This window comes from Sphingomonas trueperi (genome assembly GCF_040545965.1).
GTDB lineage: Bacteria > Pseudomonadota > Alphaproteobacteria > Sphingomonadales > Sphingomonadaceae > Sphingomonas > Sphingomonas trueperi_C.
Genome location: NZ_JBEPMV010000009.1, coordinates 86,517 through 109,076, shown reverse-complemented (window position 1 = coordinate 109,076; position 22,560 = coordinate 86,517). Strand labels below are relative to the sequence as shown.

Here is a 22,560-nt window from a genome sequence, read left to right as displayed (position 1 = left end):
CTATCCGCGCAAGGGTTTCCTCTCCCGCGAAGCGGGGGAGGGGGACCGCCGCCGAAGGCGGTGGTGGAGGGGCCCACCCCCCAGAACAACCAACAGGAGACAGACATGGCAGCGGAAAAAGGCAGCGCCTTCCTGCTCAAGGTGGGCAATGGCGCGACGCCGGTGGTGTACGCCACCGTGGCGGGGCTGCGGACGACGCAGCTTTCGGTGAACGGCGAGGCGGTGGCGATCACCAGCAAGGATTCGGACGGCTGGCGCGAGCTGCTGTCCGGCGCCGGGGTGCGATCCGTGAGCGTGTCCGCCGCGGGCGTATTCACCGGATCGACCGCGGAGGTGCGGGTCAAGGCCAATGCGCTCGCCGGCACGCTCGACGACTATCGGCTCAGCTTCGAGAGCGGCGAGACGATGACGGGCAAGTTCCTCGTCACCCGGCTCGACTATGCCGGCGATTTCAACGGGGAGCGCAGCTACACGCTGAGCCTGGAAAGCTCCGGGCCGGTGGTGAGCGCATGACCGGCGCGGCCAATCCGGTGCGCGGCGAGGCGACCCTGCGGTTGGGCGGCGTGCCGCTCGTCCTGCGCCCGAGCTTCGAGGCGCTGGTGGCGGCCGAGGCCGAGCTGGGCCCGCTGTTCGCGCTGGTCGAGCGCGCCGCGGCCGGGCGGCTGGCGCTGGGCGAGATGGTCGCGCTGTTCTGGCATTGCCTCAAGGCGGTCCCCGAGGGGCTGACGCGCGAGGTCTTTTCAGAGGGCGTCGCCGAGGCGGGGCTGGTGGCGGCGACGCCGGCGCTCAAGGCGCTGATCGGTCAGATCCTGGCGGGGCGGTGACGAGCTTCGCCGAGGCGGCCGGGCGGCTGGCAGGACTGGCAGGGCTCGCCTTCGGCTGGAGTCCCGATCAGTTCTGGCGGGCGACTCCGGCGGAGCTCGCCGCGCTGCTGATGGCGGGCGCGCCCGACGCAGGAGAACCGCCCAGCGCGGACCTGATCGCAAAATTGCAGGAGCAATTTCCCGATGGATGAGGAAATCGAACGGCTGGTCGTGTCGGTGCGTGCCGATACCGCCGGCTTCGCGCGCGACGTGGATGCGATGCGCGGCACGCTGGAAGGGCCGCTGGCGACCGGCGTCGACCGCGCGGGCAAGACGATCGAGACCACGCTGCTGCGCGCGGTGCAGACCGGCAAGCTCGGCTTCGACGATCTCGCCAAGATCGCGATCCGCGCGCTGGAAGAGATTGCAAAGTCGGCGATGGGCGTCAGCTTTCCGTCGAGCCGTGGGAGTGAAGGCGGCGGCGGCGGCGTGCTGTCGCTGCTCGGCGGGCTGCTCGGGCTGCCCGGCCGTGCCACCGGCGGGCCGGTGAGCCCCGGCCGCCCCTATTGGGTCGGCGAGCGCGGGCCCGAGCTGTTCGTGCCGACCAGCGCGGGGCAGGTGGCGCCCGCCGGCGGGCAGGCCAGCGGGCGCGACGTGCGCGTGTCGATCACCGTCAATGCCGCCGCCGATGCCGCGCCCAAGGCGCTGGCGCAGTCGAGCCGGCAGGTGGCACGCGCGGTGCGCTCGGCGCTGGCGGGGCTCGACTGATGGGCTGGTGGCTCGCCGCGCGGCGGCGCGACCAGGCGACCGACGTGATCAGCCGGTTCGATCCGGTCTATTGGACGGTGAATTTTCCCCGCCCGATGATGGCGAGCGTGGTGACCACCGCGCCCGATGGGCTGCGCGTCGACCTGGTGTTCCAGCGGCGCGGCGATCTCGCCGGGCTGATCTGGGAGGCCGAGGACCGTTGGGACCACCCGCTGCTCGCCTATGCGACCGCGCGCGACTTTCGCGGCTGCCGGCTGCGGTTCCGTTGGCGCTCGTCGGGGGTGATCGCGCTCGACGCGGTCAACGGTCCCGTGCTGACGATCGAGGGGCGCGACGCGGGCGGGGCGCCGCGATCCTGGTATGTGCGGCTGTGGAACTATGCCAGCGGGTCGCCGAGCGATGCCGAGGTGACGATCGACTTCGCCGATGTCGCGGGCGGCTTCCTACTGCCGGGCGAGGCCGATCCGGTCTGGGCCGGGGACGTCGACCGCATGTTCGTCTCGCTGGTGCCGCCGGGCTATGTCGCGGGCGACACCACGCCGCTGGCGGTGGCGCAGGAAGGCTGGGTCGAGCTGACCGGCATCGCCTGCGACGGACCGGGATCCGTGCTGGCGATCGGCGACGTGGTGCTGCCCGAGCACGGCCTGTCGATCGCGACCGGCTATGACGACGGCTACAACCAGACGCCGGCGCGGCTGCTGCGGAATATCCTGCAGCTCGGCTATCGCGGCGACATTCTCCATTATGTGGGCATCAGCCATTATTTCCGGCTCGAACCCGCCTCGGGCGGCTTTTATGCGAGCCTCGCCGGCGGGGTGCTCAACCGGGCCTGCGCGGCCTGGCATGCGGACTTCGCGGCGCGGGCCAAGGCGCTCGGCTATGGCGTGATCTGGTCGCTGAGCTACGAGCTGCTCGACCAGCATTGCTGGGGTGACTGGAAGCAGCGCGCCGCCGATGGCAGCCCGGCGCTGACCGGATGGAGCCCGCCCTCGACATTGCTCTCGCCCGCGCATGGCGGGGCGATGGCCTATCTGCGCGCGGTGGCGCTGGCGTTCGTCGGCATTGCGCAAGCCGCGGGGCTGGCGGTGAAGTTCCAGGTCGGCGAACCCTGGTGGTGGGTGATGGCCGATGGTCGGCTGTGCATCCACGATGCGGCGGCGAAGGCGGCGCTCGGCAATCCGGCGCCGCAGAATCTGAAGGGAGTGGTGAACACGGGGGTGCTCGATGCGGCGGGGGCGCTGCTCGCCGCCTCCACGCTGGCGCTGCGCGATGCAGTGAAGGCCGCCGCGCCGGGCGCGCAGGTGCTGCTGCTCACCTATCTGCCCACCGTCCTCGACCCCACGATGCCCGAGGCGAAGCGCGCCAACATGCCCGTCGGCTGGGCCTCACCTGCCTTCGATGTGCTGCAGCTTGAGGATTATGACTGGGCGGCGGCGGGCAATGCCGCCGCCTCTGAGCGCGCGGTGGCGGCGGCGCAGGCGCGGCTCGGCTATCCGGCGGCGCGGCAGCATTATCTCGCCGGCTTCGTGCTGCGCGCCGAGGACCGGCTCCAGTGGCGCGCGATCGCCGACGCGGCCGAGCGGGGCCGCGCGCGCGGGGTCGCGGCGACCTTCGTCTGGGCGCTGCCGCAGGTGGCGCGCGACGGTTTCACCCATTTCGACCAGGAGGCGGAATTGACGCCCTTCGACGACGTGTCCTTTCCGATCGCGCTCGGCCGCGAGGCGGAGGTGGTGCCCGAGCTCTCGACCGCGATCGTCACCAGCGCGGGCGGTGCCGAGCGGCGCAACGCCGCCTGGGCGCAGGCGCGGACGCGCTATGATGTCGGCCCCGGCGTCCGCTCCGAGGCGGACATCGCGGCGTTGCTGGCCTTCTACCGCGCGCGGATGGGGCCGGCGCGCGGGTTCCGGCTGCGCGATCCGTTCGATTACCAGGCCAAGGACGAGCCGCTCGGCACCGGCGACGGCCAGACCGCGCGCTTCCAGCTGATCAAGACCTATGGCGACACGGTGCGGCCGATCACCCGGCCGGTGGCGGGCACGGTCGCGCTCAAGCTGAACAACGTGGCGACCTCGGCCTTCACCCTGGGCGCGGGCGGGGTGGTGACGCTCGACGTCGCCCCCGCCGCGGGGGTGAAGCTCACCGCCTCCTTCCTGTTCGACGTGCCGGTGCGCTTCGCCGAGGACCAGCTGCGGGTCAGCCGCGCGACCTTCCTCGCCGGTGCTGCCGCCTCGGTGCCCTTGGTGGAGATCCGCGAATGAGCTGGCTCGACGGCACGCTGACCACCGTCACCCTGTGCTGGCGGATCGAGCGGCGCGACGGGGTGACGATCGGCCTCACCGCGCACGACCGCGACTTGCTGATCGACGGCGTGCTCTACAGCGCCGCGCCGGGGATGACCCCCAGCGCGGTCGAGCGCAGCGCGACGCTGGAGGCGGACAGCATGGACGTGCACGGCATGCTCTCGGGCGACGCCATCTCGGAGACGGACCTGCTGGCCGGCCGCTGGGACTTTGCCCGCGTGTCCCTGTTCGCCACCGACTGGACCGCGCCGGGCGAGACGGTGGCGCTGGGCGAGGGGACGATCGGTGCGATCGAAACCCGCGACGGCGCGATCACCGCCGAGCTGCGCGGGCTCACCGCCGCCTTCGATGCGCCGGTGGCCGAGGCGACCTCGCCCGATTGCCGCGCCGAGCTGGGCGACGCGCGGTGCCGCGTGGCGATGGCGGGTCGGCGGCGTTTCGCTCGGGTTACGGCGGTGGCCGACGCGGTGGTGACGCTCGATGCCGCCGAACCCACCGCCAATGCCTATGGCAATGGCCGGCTGCGCTGGTTCGGCGGGGCAAACAGCGGGCTGGAGGATGCGATTGCCGCCTCCGAGGGCAGCCGGGTGACGCTCCGCCGCCCGCCGCGCTTCGACGGGGTGGGGGCGCTGGTCGAGCTGATCGAAGGCTGCGACGGCCGGTTCGAGACCTGCGCGGGCCGCTTTGCCAACGCCGCCAATTTCCGCGGCGAGCCCTTCCTGCCGGGCACCGACCTGCTCACCCGGTATCCCGGCGCATGAGCGGCGCTGCGGTGGTCGCAGCGGCGCGCGCGGCGCTGGGCGCGCCCTTCCGGCTGCACGGGCGCGACGTGGCGACGGGGCTCGACTGTGTCGGGCTTGCGGTCGTCGCGCTCGGGCGCGGTGCGCCGGCAACATATCGGCTGCGCACCGGCGATGTGGCCGGCACCGCGGCGCAGCTGCGCGTAGCCGGGTTGGTCGAGGTGGCGGAAGCACGGCCCGGCGACCTGCTGCTCTGCCGGAGCGGGCCCGGCCAGCTGCACCTCGCGATACGCTGCGAGGACGGAATCATCCATGCCGACGCGATCGCGCGCCGCGTGGTCGAACGCCCCGGCCCCGTACCCTGGCCGGTGCTGAGCTGCTGGCGTCTGGAGGAGGAAGGCTGATGGCGACGGTGGTGCTGACGGTGGCGGGCGGGCTGATCGGCGGGCCCTTCGGCGCGAGCCTGGGCGGGCTGATCGGCGGTGCGATCGACCGCCAGCTGCTGTTCAAGCAGGGCCCGCGCGAGGGGCCGCGGCTCGCCGACCTGCGCGTCCAGACGTCGAGCTACGGCACCACGGTCCCGCAGCTGTTCGGGACGATCCGGGTGGCGGGCAGCGTGATCTGGGCGACCGACCTGATCGAGCATCGCGCCACCGAGGGCGGCGGCAAAGGGCGGCCCTCGACCACCTCCTACAGCTACACCGCCTCCTTCGCGGTGGCGCTGTCGACGCGGCCGATCCTGGATGTGGGGCGGATCTGGGCGGACGGGCAGCTGCTCCGCGGCGCGGCGGGCGACTTCAAGGTGCGCACCGGCTTCCGGCTCTATACCGGCGTGGAGGACCAGCCGGTCGACCCGCTGATCGCGTCGATCGAAGGCACGGGCAAGGCGCCCGCGCATCGCGGCACCGCCTATGCGGTGTTCGAGGACCTCGAACTCGCCACCTTCGGCAACCGCATCCCCCAGCTGAGCTTCGAGGTGATCGCGGACGCCGAGCCGGTGCCGGCGGGCAGCGTCGCGCAGGCGCTGGGGGTGGCGGCGGACGGGCTCACCACGCCGCTTTCCGGCTTCTCCGCGCAGGACTCGCTGCGAAACACGCTGGACGCGCTGTGCGCGGCGACCGGTGCCTGGGTGCAGAGCGACGGCAATACCCTGTCTCTGCAGACCGGCACGGGGGCGACACGGGCGATGTCGGATGGCGGGGTCGGAGCCGATGCCGAGCCGACCGGCCGCGGGGTGCGCGCGATCGCGGCGGCGGATGCAGCCCCACGGCGGCTGAGCATCGGCTATTATGATCCCGCGCGCGACTATCAGGCCGGCGTGCAGCAGGCCTCCCGCCAGGGCACCGGCACGCGCGAGACGCGGATCGACCTGCCCGCCGTGCTCGACGCCGGATCGGCCAAGGCGATGGCGGCCGGCGCGCTGGCCCGGACCGATCTGGCCCGCGAGCGCCGCACGCTGACGCTCGGCTGGGAGGCGCTGACGCTCGCCCCCGGCGCGCGCATCACCATCGACCGCGCGCCCGGCCAGTGGCGGGTGGATCGCTGGTCGCTCGAGAACATGGTGGTGAAACTCGAATGCGTGCCGATCGCCGAGGCGCCGCTCTCGGGCGCGGCGAGCCCGGGCCGCTCGGTCAGCACTCCCGACGAACAACGGGGCCGCACGATTCTGATGCCCTTCGAGCTTCCGCCGCTCGACGAGGCTGCGGCGACGACCCCGAATCTCGTGGTGGCGGCTGCGGGCACTGCTAGTGGCTGGCGCCGCGCCGCGCTGCTGGCGAGCATCGACAGCGGCACGAGCTGGGCGCCGGCTGGGGATGCCGCCTATCCCGCGATCCTCGGTTGGGTCCGGGTGTCGCCAGGTACTGCCCGCTCGGCGCTGATCGACAGCGCAAACTTTGCCGAGGTGGAACTCGCCCGGGCCGACATGGTGCTGGCCAATGCGGATATCGCGGCGCTCGATGCCGGCGCGAACCTTGCCATGCTTGGCGATGAACTGCTCCAGTTCGGTCAAGCGGAGAGCCTGGGTGGAACGCGTTGGCGCCTTTCTCAACTATGGCGTGGGCGCCGCGGTACGGAGGCGGCGATCGGCACCCAGCGGGCGGGAGATCGCTTCGTACTGGTATCGCGCGACACAGTGAAACCGCTCGATCTTCGCGTGCCGATCGGCGGAACCGTGCAGCTGCTTGCGCAAGGCGCCGACGACCCCATCGATGCGCCGGCCGTCAGCGCCGCTGCGACGGGGATATCGCTGCTGCCGCCGTCCCCAGTTCAGCTTCGCGCGATTCGGCAGGGGGATGTCACACAAATCGGCTGGGTCCGGCGCAGCCGGGTCGGCTGGGCGTGGCGCGACGGCGTCGACGTGCCGCTCGGCGAGGAGAGCGAGCGCTACCAGGTGGAGATCGTGCGCGGGGGCGAGCGCAGCGTGCGGACGCTGAATGCGCCCGGGCTCACGCTCTCCGCCGCCGACCGCGCGCTGCCGCTCACCCTCACGGTCCGGCAGATCGGCACGCACGGCCTGTCGGCCGCCGCCCAGCTTTCGCTTCCCAGCCTTGGAGACGACCAATGACCGTTTCGCCGACGCCGCGCCTTGCGTTGCCGCTGCTCGAATCCGCACAGGCGCAGAAGGAGATGTACCACAACGAAGCCCTGGCGCTGCTCGACATTGCGACGCAGGCGGCCGTGGTCGCAGCGATGGTCAACGTGCCGCCGACGGCGCCGAGTCTCGGCCAGTGCTGGATCATCGGTGCTGCACCGCAAGGTGCGTGGGCCGGGCAGACACGCAAACTAACAGGTTGGACCGAGGGCGGCTGGCGGTTTGTTTCGCCGCGCGACGGGATGCGGGTGTGGGTCGAGGCGGATCAGGCGCTCGCGTTGTACAGCGGCGGAGAATGGTACCAAGGGCGTACCTATGGAAGACTTTTTATCGAAGGACGACAAGTAGTTGGGCCCAGACAGCCGAATGTGGCGGAACCGACAGGGGGCACGACGGTTGACGCAGAGGCGAGAAGGGCGATCTCTGCGGTCGTGCAAATGTTGCGCCAACACGGGTTGATCGGAGTCGATTAACATGTGACGTTTGTGCAACAGTCCGCGGGTTTGTGCGCTTGCGCCGAAACTTTGGTTTGAGTAGTGAGTTTGGCCTGTCCGTTAGGACGACCATGAAAGGGGATTATGATGCGGAAGCTTGCCGTCACTTTGGCGCTCGCCACGACCGCGCTCAGCACGCCCGCCTTTGCCCGCGACGACGCGTGGTATGTGGGTGTTGAAGGTGGCGCGATGCTCGTCGAGGACATTCACTTCGACGTCGGCGCCAGCCAGGATGCTGTGACGCAGAACAACCACGTTGGGTACGACGTCGGCGGCGAAATCGGCTACGATTTCGGTCCGTTCCGTGCGGAAGCCGAAGTCAGCTATCGCCGCTCGCGTGTCGACAGCGCACGTACGGCGATCCTGCTGCCCTCGGGCACGGGGCTCGTTGCTCCGGCTGGCAGCTATGAAGATGCCAGCGGCAAGACGTCGGCACTGTCGTTCATGGTCAACGGCCTGCTTGACTTCGGTGACGACAACGGCCTGCAGGGCTTCGTCGGCGGTGGTGCGGGTGTTGCCCGCATCAAGGATCGTCTGCGCGTCGGCGCGAACGACACCGTCAACGACTCGGACACCGTGTTCGCCTGGCAGGCGCTGGCCGGCGTTCGCGCGCCGATCAACAAGAACGTCGACGTGTCGCTGAAGTACCGCTTCTTCAACGCGCCGGACGTCAAGCTGGTCGACATCGGTGGCAACCAGTGGAAGGGTCGCTATCGCTCGCACAGCCTGCTCGTCGGCCTGACCTACAACTTCGGTGCGCCGGAAGAGCCCGTCGCTCCGCCGCCGCCGCCGCCGCCGCCGCCGGTTGCTGAGCCGGCTCCGCCGCCTCCGCCGCCCCCGGCTCCGGAAGCCAAGGTCTGCACGCCTGGGCCGTACATCGTGTTCTTCGACTGGAACAAGTCGGACATCACGCCGGAAGCAGCGAGCATCCTGGACAATGCGATCAGCAACTATGCCGATTGCAGCAACACCAAGGTTGTCATCGCCGGCTACACCGACCGTTCGGGTTCGGCGAGCTACAACGTTGGCCTGTCGCAGCGTCGCGCCGACACCGTCCGCAGCTACATGGGTGGCAAGGGTATCCCCGACGCCGCGATGTCGGCTCAGGGCTTCGGCGAGAGCAACCCGCGCGTTCCGACCGCCGACGGCGTTCGCGAACTCCAGAACCGTCGCGTGGAAATCACCTACGGTCCGGGTTCGGGCATGTAATTGCCGCCTTCCCGCAAGGGATGGATGCAAAAGAGGGGAGACCGGGCAACCGGTCTCCCTTTCTTTTTGTGTGCTGCGGCCACGCCGGGAGCGAGAACGGCCCGTTGCTTGGCGACGTCGTGGATCAGAGCGAGAGGGTCATTTCACCTTGCGTCATCCCGGCGAAAGCCGGGATCCATTTGCCTCTCGGTATCGGCAAGTGCGGCGACGGAGCCCCCAATGGATCCCGGCCACCGCCGGGATGACGGCGTGGTAGTGGGCCGCCGGGCGCAGAGCAGCCGTCAGGCTTCGGCGGCAAGCGCCGTTGCAAGCCAATCGGGCACCAGCGCATCGCCGAGCGCTTCGACGCGGCGCAGTTCGATCATCTTGCTGAATTCGGGATAGGTGACGCGGGTGCGATCGCCCGGTTCAGCGAGCGGGGCGACGACCAGCCGGCGGTTGACCTTGGCGCGATAGTGCATCCGCGCAGTGTTCTCCTGACCGACATAGCAGCCCTTGGTGTAGCTGACGCCGTGCAGTTCCTGGGCATTGCATTCGAGCCACAGCGTCTTGTCGCTGCCGAGCTCGTCCAAGCCTTCGGTAACTCCCAGCGCCAGGCGATGCGCTCGCCACGCGCGTGCGGCGCTTTCGCCCGTGGCATCGCCCAGCCAGCGATAGCCGAGCGCCGCCAGCCGCGGATCGGGAACCGCGCCGGGACGTGCCGCCGGCGACCAGTGCACGCCTGCCTCGATCGGCTTGATCGTGATCGCGCGGCGAAGACGGTACATGGTCAGCCGCCGGGCTATGGCGTCGCGCGCGCTCGCCTCGCAGTCGATCAGGATCGCGTCGCCGTCCGCCCAAAGTAGGAAATCGAACAGTGCCTTGCCCTGCGGGGTAAGCAGCCCGGCCCATTGCGGCGTCTGGGGCGTGACGCTGGCCATGTCCTGCGGCAGCAGCCCTTGCAGGAAGCCGCGAACATCGTCGCCGGTGAGGCGCAGCAGCGCGCGATCGTCGAGCCAAGTGCTGGTATCGTCCATGCCGAACAGGTAGGACGCGGCAAACGCTGACGAAAGAGGCAAGCCATGGCGAATGTCGAACTCAAGCTGCGCGGCGGCCGCGTGCATCTCCCGAGCGGACCGGCGGAGGTCGATGTCGGCGTCTCCGGCGGCAAGATCGTCGCGATCGGGAATGTCGGCGATGCGGGCGAGACGATCGACTGCACCGGCCTCGACGTGCTGCCCGGCGTGATCGACAGCCAGGTCCATTTCCGCGAGCCGGGGCTCGAATATAAGGAAGACCTGGAAAGCGGCAGCCGCTCGGCGGTGCTGGGCGGGGTGACCGCGGTGTTCGAGATGCCGAACACCAAGCCAAACACCGACAGCGCCGCCGCGGTGGCCGACAAGCTCCGCCGCGCGCACCACCGCATGTGGTGCGACCACGCCTTCTATGTCGGCGCGACCAACCACAATGCCGAGCATCTGGCGGAACTCGAGCGGCTGCCCGGCACGGCGGGCGTGAAGATCTTCATGGGCGCCTCCACCGGCGACCTCCTGGTGTCCGACGATGCGAACCTGGCGCGGGTGCTCGCCTCGGGCCATCGCCGCGTGGCGATCCATGCCGAGGACGAGTTCCGCATGCAGGAACGGCTCGTCGAGCGCGTGCCCGGCGATCCGTCCTCGCACCCGGTGTGGCGCGACGACGAGAGCGCGATCCTCGCCACCCGCCGCATCCTGCGGCTGGCCCGCGAAGCCCGGCGGCGGATCCACGTCCTCCACGTCACCACGCCCGCCGAGCTGGAGCTGCTCGGCCAGAACAAGGACATCGCGACCTGCGAAGTCACCCCCCAGCACCTGACGCTGGCGGGCGAGGAGGCCTATCCCGCGATCGGCGCCTATGCGCAGATGAACCCGCCGATCCGCTCCGGCGCGCATCGCGACGGGCTGTGGCATTGGCTGCGCCAGGGCGTGCCCGACGTCCTCGGCTCGGACCATGCGCCGCACACGCTCGAGGAGAAGGCCAAGCCCTATCCCGACAGCCCCAGCGGCATGCCCGGCGTGCAGACGCTGCTGCCGCTGATGCTCAACCATGTCGCGGAAGGCCGGCTGACGCTGCAGCGGCTGATCGACCTGACCAGCGCCGGCCCGCAGCGGATCTTCGGGCTGGTCGGCAAGGGCCGGATCGTGCCGGGCTATGACGCCGACTTCACCGTGGTCGACCTCAAGTCGCGCTGGACGGTGGACGAAGCCTGGCTCGCCTCGCGCTGCGGCTGGTCGCCGTTCACCGGCATGGAGCTGACCGGCCGGCCGGTCGGCACGATCATCCGCGGCAATCGGGTGATGTGGGAAGGCCAGCTCGCGAACCAGGCGATCGGCGAGCCGGTGAAATTCGAGGCGGTCGAATTCGGCTAAGGGCAGGGGCGGGGCTGCCGATGCGGCCCCGCCCTGCGCCCGCTCAGAAAGGCAGCCAGCGCTGTTTTTCGCTGAACTTCATATAGCCGGCATTGACGCCCAGTCGCCAGCCGACACCCAGCCGCACCGGGATCAGCACCACGTCGCCGCGGCGGAGATACGAGGCCGAGAAGCCGCCGACCAGATAGGCATGGCCCTCGCCCTGCGGGAAGCGCTTGTAGATCTCCTGGCTGTCGTAGAGATTATAGACCAGCACGAACACCTTGTTGGCGTCGCCGCCCAGATCGAAGCCGATCGAGGGCCCGGTCCAGTAGATCGGGCGCTGCCCCTCCACCTTGTGGAACATCTGCCCCTTGCCGTAGCGCAGCCCGACGCCGATCGCACCCGAGGCTTCGCTGCCGGCGATATAGGCGTTGGGCTTGCCCTGATCCTTCAGAATGTCCTCGAGCAGCTTGGCAAGGCCCGAGGCGCCCTTGCCGAACGTGCCTTCGGCCGCGGCGAGCAGATCGTCCTTCTCGAACGTGTCGGTCGCCGCCTGGCGCGCCGTGGTCGCCGAGGGATCGGCAGCGGCCGGGCTGGCTGGCGCGGTCTGTACCGGCGGCGGAGCGCTGTCGACCGGCGGCGGCGCGGTATCCGCTGGGGGATAGGATTCCTGCATCTGCGTCGTCGCGGGCGGGGGCGCGCTCTGCTGCGGCTGTTGCTGCTGTTGCGGCGACTTCAGGTCCGAATCGATCGCGGTATTGGGGTCGATCGTCGTCATCTGGGCGGATGCGGGCACGCTGCCCAGCCCGGTGACGGCAACTGCCAGAAGCGTGAACCAACCCGATCGCATCATCAAAATTTCCCGAACCCTGCTGCTTTTGCGGGTGTCACCCTAGGGCCGCAGGGCTGTCGCGGCAATGAATGGGCGCCCGATCGACTCGATTTCACGTTCATGTGGTTATCCCCGTTGATTGCGGGCGAAGGGCTCGTTATAGGGCTCGACCTCGGCGCATCCGGAGACGTGGGTGAGTGGCTGAAACCAGCGGTTTGCTAAACCGCCGTACGGGGATTACTCGTACCGAGGGTTCGAATCCCTCCGTCTCCGCCACTACGACCGCCTCGGGCGGTTGCGCGCTTACTCCGACAATTGACGCGATCCGCACTCCGTGGTTGAACCGCGCCCGCGCGGCCCCTAAGTCGCGCGTGCGGCTTGTTACCGCTAACCTGCAATTTCAGAATCATCCTCGACTATCGGAGAGATCTCGCCATGGCGCTGACCGGAGAATTGTTCATCGCATCGAAGCGTGTTGCCCGCGACAGCGGCTTCCGCGCCGTTGCCGCCGCTACCGGCAGCGAGATCGAGCCCAGCTTCAGCACCGCGACGCTGGAAGATGTCGACGCCGCCTGCGCCGCCGCCGAGGCTGCGTTCCTGCCCTATTCGAGCCTGTCGCGCGAGGAGCGCGCCAAGTTCCTCGAAGCCATCGCCGAGGAAATCGAGGCGCTGGGCGACGAGCTGATCGAGCGCGCGATGCAGGAAAGCGGCCTGCCGCAGGCCCGCCTGCAGGGCGAGCGCGGCCGCACCGCCGGCCAGCTGCGCCTGTTCGCCAAGGAACTGCGCCTGGGCGACTACCTCCGCGTCCGCATCGATCATGCGATCCCCGATCGCGCGCCGCTGCCCAAGCCCGACCTGCGCCTGCGCATGGTGCCGCTGGGCCCGGTCGCGGTGTTCGGCGCGTCGAACTTCCCGCTCGCCTTCTCGACCGCGGGCGGCGACACCGCCTCGGCACTCGCCGCCGGCTGCCCGGTGGTGGTGAAGGGCCACCCGGCGCATCCGGGCACCGCGGAGCTGGTCGCCAGCGCGATCACCCGCGCGGCGGAGAAGACCGGCATGCCGGCAGGCGTGTTCTCGATGGTTGCCGGCACAGCGAACGAGCTGGGCGAGGCGCTGGTCCGCGATCCGCGCATCACCGCGGTGGGCTTTACCGGCTCGCGCGGCGGTGGCCTGGCGCTGGTCCGCATCGCGCAGAGCCGCCCGGTGCCGATCCCCGTCTATGCCGAGATGAGCAGCATCAACCCCGTGTTCCTGCTGCCGGCAGCGCTGGAAGCTCGCGCCGAGGCGCTGGGCAAGGGCTATGTCGCTTCGGTGACGATGGGTGCCGGCCAGTTCTGCACCAATCCTGGCCTGGTGCTTGCGCTGGAAGGCCCGGCGCTCGAGCGCTTCCTGGCGGCCGCCAGCGAAGCCATGCTCGGTGCGCCCGCGCAGGTGATGCTCACCCCGAACATCCACAAGGCCTATGAGAGCGGCGTGGCGAAGCTCGCCGGCGTCTCGACCGTCGAGCAGATCGCCCAGGGCGTAGAAGCACAGGGCCCGACCTGCGGTCGCGCGGCGCTGTTCACCATGAAGGGTTCGGACTTCATCGCCGATCCGAGCCATGCCGAGGAAATCTTCGGCGCGACCTCGCTGCTGGTGCGCTGCGCCAGCGTCGACGAGCTCAAGAAGGTCGTCTCGCTGCTCGAAGGCCAGCTGACCACGACGCTGCATATGGACGCGGGCGACGTCGCCGTCGCGCAGGAACTGCTGCCGTCGCTGGAGCGCCTGGCCGGTCGCATTCTCGCCAATGGCTGGCCGACCGGCGTCGAAGTGACCGACGCGATGGTCCATGGCGGTCCGTTCCCCTCGACCTCGGACGGCCGCAGCACCTCGGTGGGCACGCTGGCGATCGACCGCTATCTGCGCCCGGTCTCGTACCAGGACCTGCCGGAAGCGCTGCTCCCGGCGGATGTGCGCGACGGTACGGGTGTGCCGGCGCGGGTGGACGGCAAGCCGACCGTCTGAGGCTGTCTCTTTAAATCCCCCTCCCGCAAGCGGGAGGGGGATTGGAAGATTGCCCCTGGTGAGGCGATTTGCGAAGCCGCGGCTTCATATTGCAGCATTTCTGTGTTGAACGCTCCGCGAAAGCCGCTCGCCGCCGTCAATTCCTCTATAATCCTCATGCGCATAGTCGGTGATCTTGCCAGATCGGCGGGGCAGCTGTGCCGCGATCGAAGGGGGATTTGATGGTTGGTGCTGTACGCAGCGATGTCGGTTCGTCCATCGCTTCGGCTGGAGCCGCTCGGGAGAAGCCGGCGGCGACGCAGAATTTCCGGCTGCCGGAAGACGCAAAGGTGACCCCGGTTTCGAGCCTGAAGGCTAGCCAGCCGCCGCAGTCGGTCCTCGACGCAATGGCGGGATATGGAAAATTGGCTGAACAGGCGCGCGCTTTCACGGGCGTTGCCGACAACGACGTGTCGAAGATCTGGGGCAACATCGAGATCAACGGCAAGGTCGTGGCGCAGGTCTACGAAGGCGGCACCGTTGCCTTCGAGTCGAAGTACCAACTGCCCGATCCGGACATTGAAGGCCCGGCCGGGCGCGCAGCATCGTTCATCGAAGCCTATGGCGGCAAGCTGGTCCTGCGGAAGGACATCAAGAACCTGGTGCCGTTTAGCGGCTGACGTCGCAAAAGCGTCCGCAAGCTGCGGCCGGTCGCTACCGATATGATCCTCCCCCGCGGGGGAGGATCACTGACGTTCAGAACTTCGCCTCGCCGTACACCCGGGTGATGTCCCCCTGCCAGTCGCCATGGTAGCGATCGAGCAGTACCTGCGCCGGCACCTTGCCGGTCCGCACGATCTCGCGCAGCGGGTCGAGGAAACCGGATTCATTGTCGCCCGAGCCGTTGAGCCGGGCGCGCGCCTTGAGCCCCGCGCCGGCGATCTCCAGCACTTCGCCGGCGATGTCGGCCAGCTTGCCGCCGCCCGGCAGGGGCGCGTCGAGCGCCAGCTTGGGCACCGCGCTGCGCAGCGCCTCGCGGCCTTCCATCGACCAGCCCTTCACCAGATCCCAGGCGGCATCGAGCGCGCCCGAATCGTAGAGCAGGCCCACCCATAGCGCCGGCAGCGCGCAGATGCGGCCCCAGCGGCCGCCATCGGCGCCGCGCATCTCGAGGAACTGCTTCATCCGCACTTCGGGGAAGGCAGTGGAGAGATGGTCGGCCCAGTCGTCCATCGTCGGCAGCTCGCCGGGCAGGACCGACAGCTCGCCCTTCAAGAAGTCGCGGAAGCTGAGGCCCGCCGCGTCGATATATTTGCCGTCGCGGTAGACGAAGTACATCGGCACATCGAGGGCGTAGTCGGCATAGCGCTCATAGCCGAAGCCGTCCTCGAACACGAAGGGCAGCATGCCGGTGCGCGCCGGATCGGTGTCCGACCAGATATGGCTGCGGTAGGAGAGATAGCCGTTGGGCTTGCCCTCGGTGAAGGGCGAGTTGGCGAACAGCGCGGTCGCCAGCGGCTGCAGCGCCAGGCCGACGCGGAACTTCTTCGCCATGTCGGCTTCGCTGGCATAGTCCAGGTTCACCTGGATCGTGCAGGTGCGCAGCATCATGTCGAGCCCCATCGAGCCCACGCGCGGCATGTGGCGCAGCATGATCTCGTAGCGGCCCTTGGGCATGATCGGCAGCTCGGCGCGGGTCTTGTCCGGCCACATGCCCATGCCGAGGAAGCCGATGCCCAGCCGGTCGCCCACCGCCTTGACCTGCTTGAGGTGGCGGCCGGTTTCGGCGCAGGTGTCGTGCAGATTCTCCAGCGGCGCGCCGGACAGCTCGAACTGGCCGGCGGGCTCCAGGCTGATCGCGCCGTCGGGACCGGACAGGGCGATGACATGCTCGCCCTCGTAGATCGGCTTCCAGCCGAATTCGGTGAGGCCGATCAGCAGCGCATGGATGCCGCCGCGCTCCTCATAGCTGGGCGCTCGGTGGCTGCCGTCCATCCAGTAGACGAACTTCTCGTGCTCGGTGCCGATGCGCCAGCGTTCCGCCGGCTTCTCGCCCTTGGCGAAATATTCCACCAGCTGGGCGCGATCCTCGATGACCGCCGCGGTCTTGGTCGAAACGGTCTTGGTGCTCATTTTCGCGCCTCTAGCGGTGCCGGCGAAACCACGCCAGCGGATTTTTGTACCGGTCGGTTACCAGTCGCCTGCGGCTCCCATCCACAGGCTCACCGCCGCCGCCGCCGCGGTTTCCGCCCGCAGGATGCGGGGGCCGAGCGCGATGCCGATGGCTTGCGGAACGGCGCGGATCGATTCGCGTTCCTCCGCGTCGAATCCGCCCTCCGGCCCCACGAGGATCGCGGCGGGGCCGGGATGGGCGCGCATTGCCTCCAGCGCCGGCACGCCGCCGGTCTCGTCGGCGAAGAACAGGGCGCGCTCCGCCGGCCAGTCGCGGAGCAGGGCAGGCAGCTTCACCGGCTCGACCAGCTCGGGCAGGGCGGTACGGCCGCATTGCTCGGCGGCCTCGATCATGTGGCTGCGCAGGCGATCGAGGTTGAGCCGGTCGATCACCGTGCGGCGGGTGAGGACGGGCACGAGTCGCGCCACGCCCAGCTCGCAGGCCTTTTCGGCCACCCAGTCGATCCGGCCCTTCTTGATCGGCGCGGCGCAGAGCCACAGGTCCGGCACCGCTTCGTGCGGGCGGAGTTGCTCGGTGATCTCCAGCGTCAGGTCGCGTTTGCCGACGTCGCGGGCGATGCCGAGCCATTCGCCGCTGGTGCCGTCGAACAGCTTCACCGCTTCGCCCGGCTTCAGCCGCATCACCGATCCCAGATAATGCGCCTGCGGTCCGTCGATCCGGCGCATGCCGGGTTCGAGCGGGCCCTCGACGAACAGGCGAGGGGCGGATTGCGGCGGCCAGGCGGGGGTTGCGGGCATGGCGGCTGCTGTAGCCGGGCCATGCCCCGTTCGTCCATCCGGGCGCGGGGTCACTGCCCCTGGTAGCGGATCTTCCACAGCTTGTAGGGCGAGCCGTCGGGCAACTGCACCGGCTCCAGCCAGTCCGGCACCTGCCCCTTGGCGAGCTGCGCGTAGAAGCCGACCGGGTTGTGCGACCGATACACGGTCGTCTCCGCCATGTTCGGGCAGAGCAGCAGGTAGGCGGCTTTGTGGCGCGCGGCGATGGGCCGGAAGCCGTCGGCGGTGCCGGTAAAGGCGTGGTGGACGTCGAGGATCGCCTGGCCGTTGCGGTGATAGGGGCCGGCGACCGCATTGTGGTGGGTCACCACGATCAGCCGCGGCCCGAGATCGACCTGGGTGAACATCGTCGCGGCGGGAATCGCATCGAGCGTGCGCAACTGCGAGGTGCGGGTGCAGGCGATGTTCGCCTGGCGTACCTTGTCGCTGCCGGGCTTCGACGCGGTCTTGTTCGCCCAGGGCATCTTCACGCCGCTGGCGACCACGCCGACGATGGCAAAGGCGAGTACCGCCACGCCGATCCGCACCCAGAGCGGGCCGCGCCGGACGAGCAGCGGCACCAGGATCCAGATCAGCGCGGTGATGCCCGGCACCGCGAGCAGCTGGGCGCCCGGCGCCGCGCGCATCTGCCAGAGCAGCATGGCGGCGGCGAAGGCGGTGAACAGCGCAACCGCGACCCAGCCGACCAGCTTGACGCTGCGCCGCGCGTTCCACACCGCCAGCAACGCACCGAGCAGGCCAAGCCCCGCGACGATGGCAACCGGCACCGCCGTGTCGGCGGGGTGGCGATAGATCGGCCGTGCTTCGCGGACGTTGGAGAGCCAGGTCTTGTAGAGTTCGTCCGAGACCTGCTCGGGGCGGCCCAGGCATTGCGGGAAGAAATGCACGAAGCCCGCGGCGATCAGGCCCCCGGCGACCAGCGCCAGCGCCAGCCGCACCCAGCGCGAGGCCGGGTTGAGCAGTGTCAGCGCGACCAGCAGCGCGCCCGCGGCGACCAGCACGCTCAGCCACACCGGCGTCAGCGCATCGCAGCGCATCGCCTGGTTGGCGTACGACGCAAAGGCCGCGAAGCCGATCGCCGAGCCGCCGCCCAGCGTAAGGCCATAGACCATCAGCCGGGACCGCTCGGCCGCATCCCATACCCAGCGCAGCGCAAGGATTGCCCCGGCCATCGCGCAGAAGGGCAGCAGCTCCAGTCCGATCGACAGCGAAAAGGCGCTGGCCAGCCCGACCACCGCACCGCCGCGCGCGCCCTTCGAGTCGGCGATACCGGCAACGGTCATCGCCAGCGCCGCGAGCTGCCAGCCATGATGGTCGATGCGCAGCGGTGCGTACATCGGCAGGGTCGTGGTGCAGACGGTCACCAGCAGCACCAGCGCGACCGGCCAGGCGAAAGGCGAGACCAGCCGGCGGGCGGTGAGTGCCAGCCCCGTCATCGTGATCGACAGCGGCAGCAGGGGCGCGAGCCCGCACGCCCATTTCTCCGCCGTGGCCATGCCGAGAAATGGCTTGAGCAGCAGAATCAGTCCGGCGATCGGCAGGTCGACGATCCGCGACCAGTGGATGTCGAATCCGCCCAGCGCCGGGTCCATCCGGTACTGGCGCAGATCGTACCAGTCCTGACCCGCCAGCAGCGCGCGGACCTGCATCAGCCGCATATTGTCGTCGGTGTCGCCGAGGGTCAGCCAGTAGATATTGCCCTGGCGCTGGGCGACGAACCACACCGTCACGCAGGCCCAGGCAACCAGCGTCCAGAGCAGCCAGTGGCGGTCGAATTCGTCTCGAAGGCGGAAAAGCCGCTGGATGTTGGGCGTCAAAATCGCTTTCCTCGGATGCTGCAGCGCATTAGGGCGAGCGCCGGTCGGAGGGCAAGCGAGATGACGGCAGTATTGCAACGCGTTGAGGCATTGCGGGCCAGCGGGGTGCTGGGCCAGTTGATCCGCTTCGTGATCGTCGGCGGGCTTTCGACGGTGGTCTATGCCGCCGTCTACTGGCCGCTGGCCACCTATGTCATCAACCCGGTGGTCGCCTCGGTGGCGGGCTTCTTCGTGGCGGTGATCTTCGGCTATTTCATGCACAGCCGCTGGAGCTTCCAGGGGCACGGCGCCGAGGAAAACGCGGCGCTGAAACTGAAATTCTTCGTCGTGCAGGCGACGGGCATGCTGCTCAACGCAGGCTTCACCTGGCTGCTGACCGGCCCCTGGGTCCATGGGCCGACCTGGTGGCCGCTGGTGCCGGCGGTGCTCGTCACCCCCTTCGCGACCTTCGCACTCAATCGTCTGTGGGTTTTCGGCTGAATGGACCGTATCGTTTACGACCGCATGGCGGCGCATGATTCCACCCATTGGTGGTACCGCGCCCGCCGCGACATCCTCGCCGACTATCTCGCCCGCTACGGCGCGGTGCCGAAGGACGCCAGGATCCTCGAGATCGGTTGCGGCACCGGGCACAACCTGCCGATGCTCGGCGCATTCGGCGATGTCGACGCGATTGAGATCGATCCCGCCGCGCGCGAGATCGCCAGCGAACGCCTGGGCAAGCCGGTGGGTTCGTCGCCGCTGCCCGACCTGACCGGCGTCGCGCCCGGCAGCTACGATCTGATCGCGGTGCTCGACGTGGTCGAGCATATCGAGGACGACGTCGGCGCGCTCAAGGCGATGGCGCGGGTGCTCAAGCCCGGCGGCAAGATCCTGATCACGGTCCCTGCGCACCAGTGGATGTGGAGCGCGCACGACGTGGTGAACCACCACAAGCGGCGCTATTCCAAGGCGACGCTGCTCGCCGCGCTGGACAAGGCGGGGCTCAAGTGGCGCAAGCTGCGCTGGTTCAACTCGCTGCTGTTCCCGGTGGCGGTGGCGGCGCGCTTTGCCGGCAAGCTGATGGGCAAGGACGACAGCGACGACTCGCCGCCGCCGGCCGTGCTCAACAAGGCATTCGAGACGATCTTCGGGCTGGAGCGGCATCTGCTCGGCCGACTGCCGATGCCGCCGGGGCTGTCGATCATCGTGATCGCCGAGCCGAAGCAATAATCGATCCTCCCCTGGAAGGGGAGGATCTAAAGGCGGATCACTCCGCCGCGTCGTTGTGGCGGGCCTGGGGGGACACGCTGATCGCGCCCGAATCCTGGTGGCGATAGCCGAGCGAGGCATGGCCCTGCACCGGCCCCGCCACATCGGCGATCAGGTACAAAGGCCGCCGCTTCGATTCGACGTACAACCGGCCGAGATATTCGCCGATCATCCCCAGCACGAACATCTGCACCGCGCCGATCACGACGACGACCAGCATGGTCGAGGTCCAGCCCTGGATCGCATGGCCCATCGCCCAGGCGATCAGGATGTAGAGGATCAGCAGCACCGAGGCGCCGGTGAGCAGCAGACCGACATGGCTGGCGAAGCGCAAGGGGGCGGTCGAGAAGCCGGTGATCGCGTCGAGCGCGAAGCGGATCATCTTGCCGAGCGGGTACTTGGTCTCGCCGGCATGGCGCTCGTGCCGGTCATAGACGAAGGGCACCTGGCGGAAGCCGATCCACGCGACCATGCCGCGGATGAAGCGTGCCTGCTCGGGCAGCGACAGCAGCGCATCGAGCGCGCGCCGGCTCATCAGGCGGAAGTCGCCGGTGTCGAGCGGGATCGGCGTGTCGGTGATGCGATCGAGCATGCGGTAGAAGACCGCCGCCGTCGCCTTCTTGAACAGGCTCTCGCCCTCGCGCTTGCGGCGGACGGCATAGACCACGTCGGCGCCCTGCGCGGCCATCGTCGCGCGCATCTCGGTCAGCAGCTCGGGCGGGTCCTGCAGATCGGCATCGATGATCAGGATCTGCTCGCCCGCGCACAGGTCGAGCCCGGCGGTCAGCGCGAGCTGGTGGCCGTGGTTGCGCGACAGGTTGATGGCGACGAGGTGCGGATCGGCGGCGGACAGCCGCTGCATCACCTCCCAGCTGCGGTCGCGTGACCCATCGTTGACGAAGACGATTTCATACGACTCGCCCACCGCCGCACGCGCGGCGGCGCTGACGCGGCCGTGGAGCATGTCGAGGCATGCTTCTTCGTTGTAGCAGGGGACGACGACGGAAAGCTGGGGACGTTTCATGACCGGCGCTCTGTAGCGCTGCCGGAACGGCCCGTCGAGCGGGCGCGCATCAGGCGAACAGGCTCATGACGAGCCAGATATTAGCGCCGCTGATCGCGACGAACAGCAGCCAGCCAATCGCCTGCAGCCAGACGGGGCTGGCGAAGCGGCCCATCAGCTTCCGGTCTGCCGTGAGCAGCAGGAGGGGCGCCATCGCGAACGGCAGGCCCGCGGAGAGCACCACCTGGGTCAGCACCAGCAGCCGTCCCACCGCGCCGTCGCCCATCAGCAGCACGCCGAGCAGGGCCGGAATCAGTGCCAGCCCGCGCGTGATCAGCCGGCGGACCCAGCAGGGGATCTTGAGGTCGAGAAAGCCCTCGAGAATCACCTGGCCCGCGATCGTGCCGGTAAAGGTCGCGCTCTGCCCCGAGGCGAGCAGCGCGATGCCGAACAAGGGCGCGGCGATCGCGGCACCGGTAGCTGGCGTGAGCAGGCGATACGCATCCTCGATCTCGCGCACGCCGGTGTTGCCGTTGGCGTGGAAGGCGGAGGCGGCGACGATCAGGATTGCGGCGTTGACGAAGGTGGCGGCGAGCAGTGCGGCGATGATGTCGAATTGGGCATAGCGCACCGCTTCGCTGCGGCTGGCCTCGTCGGTGCCCGAGACGCGCGTCTGCACCACCGAGCTGTGCAGATAGAGATTGTGCGGCATCACCGTCGCGCCGAGGATGCCGATCGCGAGATAGAGCGCGTGCGGGTCCGCCAGCCGCGCCGGATCGGGGATCATGCCCGCCAGCACCGCCGCGCCGTCCGGCGGCGAGAGGAACAGCTGCACCACGAAGCAGGCGGCGACGGTGCCGACCAGTCCGAGCATGATCGCCTCCATCTGGCGGAAGCCCTGGCCCTTGAGGCTGAGCACGATCACCACGTCGAGCGCGGTGATCAGCACCCCGATCCACAGCGGGATTCCGAGCAGCAGCTGGAAGGCGAGCGCGCTGCCCAGCACTTCGGCAACGTCGGTGGCGATGATCGCCAGCTCGGCGAACACCCAGAGGAATTTGGCGACGCCCGGCGAATAGCGGTCGCGCACCAGCCGGGCGAGGTCGCGCCCCGTCGCGATGCCCAGCCGCGCGCAGAGCGATTGCAGCACCATCGCCGCCGCGCTGGAGGCGAGGATGACGAACAGCAGGCCATAGCCGTAGCGCGAGCCCGCCTCGATATCGGTCGCCCAATTGCCGGGATCGATATAGCCGACCGAGACCAGCAGCCCCGGCCCCATATAGCGCAGAAGCTTGGCCAGCGGCGACAGGCCCGCGGGCACGCTCACGCTGCCCCGGACCTCGGAGGGGCAGAAGGGCGCGGTGGCGGTGCGGGGAAGGCGGAACATGGCGGGCTCGCGGACACGGGAAAGGCAACCGCCCTTGTGGC

General features: G+C 69.2%; 22 protein-coding genes and 1 tRNA gene. 16 read left to right on the top strand and 7 right to left on the bottom strand.

The annotated features are described in order from the left end of the window. The first annotated feature begins 105 nt into the window (after window positions 1-105). From ABIC35_RS20455 to ABIC35_RS20410, 10 genes are all read left to right on the top strand, one after another. Entirely contained in the window at window positions 106-513 is a 408-nt protein-coding gene (locus ABIC35_RS20455) for a phage tail tube protein (RefSeq protein ID WP_121071873.1), read from the top strand. Beyond that, on the top strand, window positions 510-824 hold the full coding sequence (locus tag ABIC35_RS20450) for a gene transfer agent family protein (RefSeq protein WP_121071872.1): 315 nt from the start codon (window positions 510-512) through the stop codon (window positions 822-824). Before ABIC35_RS20455 ends, ABIC35_RS20450 begins: the two co-directional genes overlap by 4 nt. Beyond that, window positions 821-1,015: a phage tail assembly chaperone gene (locus ABIC35_RS20445; protein WP_121071871.1), complete on the top strand. Its 195-nt coding sequence runs from the start codon at window positions 821-823 to the stop codon at window positions 1,013-1,015. Before ABIC35_RS20450 ends, ABIC35_RS20445 begins: the two co-directional genes overlap by 4 nt. Then, the gene (locus ABIC35_RS20440; RefSeq protein ID WP_121071870.1) at window positions 1,008-1,571 is read left to right on the top strand and encodes a tail tape measure protein; all 564 of its coding nucleotides are present in this window, start codon (window positions 1,008-1,010) and stop codon (window positions 1,569-1,571) included. Before ABIC35_RS20445 ends, ABIC35_RS20440 begins: the two co-directional genes overlap by 8 nt. Continuing rightward, complete coding sequence (locus ABIC35_RS20435) at window positions 1,571-3,829, top strand: DUF2460 domain-containing protein (protein ID WP_121071869.1); 2,259 nt, start codon at window positions 1,571-1,573, stop codon at window positions 3,827-3,829. The genes ABIC35_RS20440 and ABIC35_RS20435 overlap by 1 nt, the downstream gene beginning before the upstream one ends. After that, on the top strand, window positions 3,826-4,632 hold the full coding sequence (locus ABIC35_RS20430) for a DUF2163 domain-containing protein (protein WP_121071868.1): 807 nt from the start codon (window positions 3,826-3,828) through the stop codon (window positions 4,630-4,632). The genes ABIC35_RS20435 and ABIC35_RS20430 overlap by 4 nt, the downstream gene beginning before the upstream one ends. Beyond that, window positions 4,629-5,015 (top strand): C40 family peptidase, encoded by a 387-nt coding sequence (locus ABIC35_RS20425; RefSeq protein ID WP_121071867.1) that lies wholly within the window; start codon window positions 4,629-4,631, stop codon window positions 5,013-5,015. Before ABIC35_RS20430 ends, ABIC35_RS20425 begins: the two co-directional genes overlap by 4 nt. Further along, entirely contained in the window at window positions 5,015-7,177 is a 2,163-nt protein-coding gene (locus ABIC35_RS20420; RefSeq protein ID WP_121071866.1) for a phage tail protein, read from the top strand. Before ABIC35_RS20425 ends, ABIC35_RS20420 begins: the two co-directional genes overlap by 1 nt. Next, window positions 7,174-7,677: a DUF2793 domain-containing protein gene (locus ABIC35_RS20415; RefSeq protein ID WP_121071865.1), complete on the top strand. Its 504-nt coding sequence runs from the start codon at window positions 7,174-7,176 to the stop codon at window positions 7,675-7,677. Before ABIC35_RS20420 ends, ABIC35_RS20415 begins: the two co-directional genes overlap by 4 nt. 108 nt (window positions 7,678-7,785) lie before the next feature. Beyond that, window positions 7,786-8,907 carry an OmpA family protein gene (locus ABIC35_RS20410; protein ID WP_121078907.1) on the top strand — a complete coding sequence of 374 codons (1,122 nt, stop codon included), beginning with the start codon at window positions 7,786-7,788 and terminating at the stop codon, window positions 8,905-8,907. A gap of 281 nt (window positions 8,908-9,188) precedes the next feature. Here ABIC35_RS20410 and ygfZ read toward each other — a convergent pair whose 3' ends face one another. Then, on the bottom strand, window positions 9,189-9,923 hold the full coding sequence (ygfZ, locus tag ABIC35_RS20405; RefSeq protein ID WP_121071864.1) for a CAF17-like 4Fe-4S cluster assembly/insertion protein YgfZ: 735 nt from the start codon (window positions 9,921-9,923) through the stop codon (window positions 9,189-9,191). A 45-nt stretch (window positions 9,924-9,968) separates the two neighbouring features. Between ygfZ and ABIC35_RS20400 the strand changes: the two genes are divergently transcribed. Next, window positions 9,969-11,294 (top strand): dihydroorotase, encoded by a 1,326-nt coding sequence (locus ABIC35_RS20400; RefSeq protein WP_121071863.1) that lies wholly within the window; start codon window positions 9,969-9,971, stop codon window positions 11,292-11,294. Between the two features lie 43 nt (window positions 11,295-11,337). Here ABIC35_RS20400 and ABIC35_RS20395 read toward each other — a convergent pair whose 3' ends face one another. Beyond that, window positions 11,338-12,129: a DUF1134 domain-containing protein gene (locus ABIC35_RS20395; protein ID WP_121071862.1), complete on the bottom strand. Its 792-nt coding sequence runs from the start codon at window positions 12,127-12,129 to the stop codon at window positions 11,338-11,340. Window positions 12,130-12,291: 162 nt separating this feature from the next. On the opposite strand from ABIC35_RS20395, the gene ABIC35_RS20390 reads away from it, so the two are divergent. The 3 genes from ABIC35_RS20390 (at window position 12,292) to ABIC35_RS20380 (ending at window position 14,771) form a co-directional block, all read left to right on the top strand. Beyond that, window positions 12,292-12,384, top strand: a tRNA-Ser gene (locus ABIC35_RS20390). 159 nt (window positions 12,385-12,543) lie between these two features. After that, window positions 12,544-14,112 (top strand): aldehyde dehydrogenase (NADP(+)), encoded by a 1,569-nt coding sequence (locus ABIC35_RS20385; RefSeq protein WP_121071861.1) that lies wholly within the window; start codon window positions 12,544-12,546, stop codon window positions 14,110-14,112. 218 nt (window positions 14,113-14,330) lie between these two features. Next, window positions 14,331-14,771 carry a hypothetical protein gene (locus tag ABIC35_RS20380; RefSeq protein ID WP_220667316.1) on the top strand — a complete coding sequence of 147 codons (441 nt, stop codon included), beginning with the start codon at window positions 14,331-14,333 and terminating at the stop codon, window positions 14,769-14,771. Between the two features lie 76 nt (window positions 14,772-14,847). Here the strand turns inward: ABIC35_RS20380 and ABIC35_RS20375 are convergent, their stop codons facing one another. Genes ABIC35_RS20375 through ABIC35_RS20365 form a run of 3 tightly spaced genes read right to left on the bottom strand, consistent with a single transcriptional unit; the run spans window position 14,848 to window position 18,878 of the window. Next, the gene (locus ABIC35_RS20375; RefSeq protein ID WP_121071859.1) at window positions 14,848-16,224 is read right to left on the bottom strand and encodes a glutamate--cysteine ligase; all 1,377 of its coding nucleotides are present in this window, start codon (window positions 16,222-16,224) and stop codon (window positions 14,848-14,850) included. A gap of 57 nt (window positions 16,225-16,281) precedes the next feature. Then, window positions 16,282-17,022, bottom strand: a complete 741-nt coding sequence (locus ABIC35_RS20370) for a 16S rRNA (uracil(1498)-N(3))-methyltransferase (RefSeq protein WP_121071858.1) — start codon at window positions 17,020-17,022, stop codon at window positions 16,282-16,284. Window positions 17,023-17,072: 50 nt separating this feature from the next. Then, complete coding sequence (locus tag ABIC35_RS20365) at window positions 17,073-18,878, bottom strand: AcrB/AcrD/AcrF family protein (RefSeq protein WP_121071857.1); 1,806 nt, start codon at window positions 18,876-18,878, stop codon at window positions 17,073-17,075. A gap of 60 nt (window positions 18,879-18,938) precedes the next feature. Between ABIC35_RS20365 and ABIC35_RS20360 the strand changes: the two genes are divergently transcribed. Both ABIC35_RS20360 and ABIC35_RS20355 read left to right on the top strand, forming a co-directional pair. After that, window positions 18,939-19,358, top strand: coding sequence for a GtrA family protein (locus tag ABIC35_RS20360; protein WP_183049240.1), 420 nt, complete (start codon window positions 18,939-18,941; stop codon window positions 19,356-19,358). Then, a complete protein-coding gene (locus tag ABIC35_RS20355) occupies window positions 19,359-20,090 on the top strand; it encodes a class I SAM-dependent methyltransferase (RefSeq protein WP_121071855.1) in 732 nt (243 codons plus the stop codon). A gap of 37 nt (window positions 20,091-20,127) precedes the next feature. Here ABIC35_RS20355 and ABIC35_RS20350 read toward each other — a convergent pair whose 3' ends face one another. Next, complete coding sequence (locus tag ABIC35_RS20350; RefSeq protein ID WP_121071854.1) at window positions 20,128-21,153, bottom strand: glycosyltransferase family 2 protein; 1,026 nt, start codon at window positions 21,151-21,153, stop codon at window positions 20,128-20,130. Between the two features lie 49 nt (window positions 21,154-21,202). Continuing rightward, the gene (locus tag ABIC35_RS20345) at window positions 21,203-22,519 is read right to left on the bottom strand and encodes an Nramp family divalent metal transporter (RefSeq protein WP_121071853.1); all 1,317 of its coding nucleotides are present in this window, start codon (window positions 22,517-22,519) and stop codon (window positions 21,203-21,205) included. Window positions 22,520-22,560 lie beyond the last annotated feature (41 nt).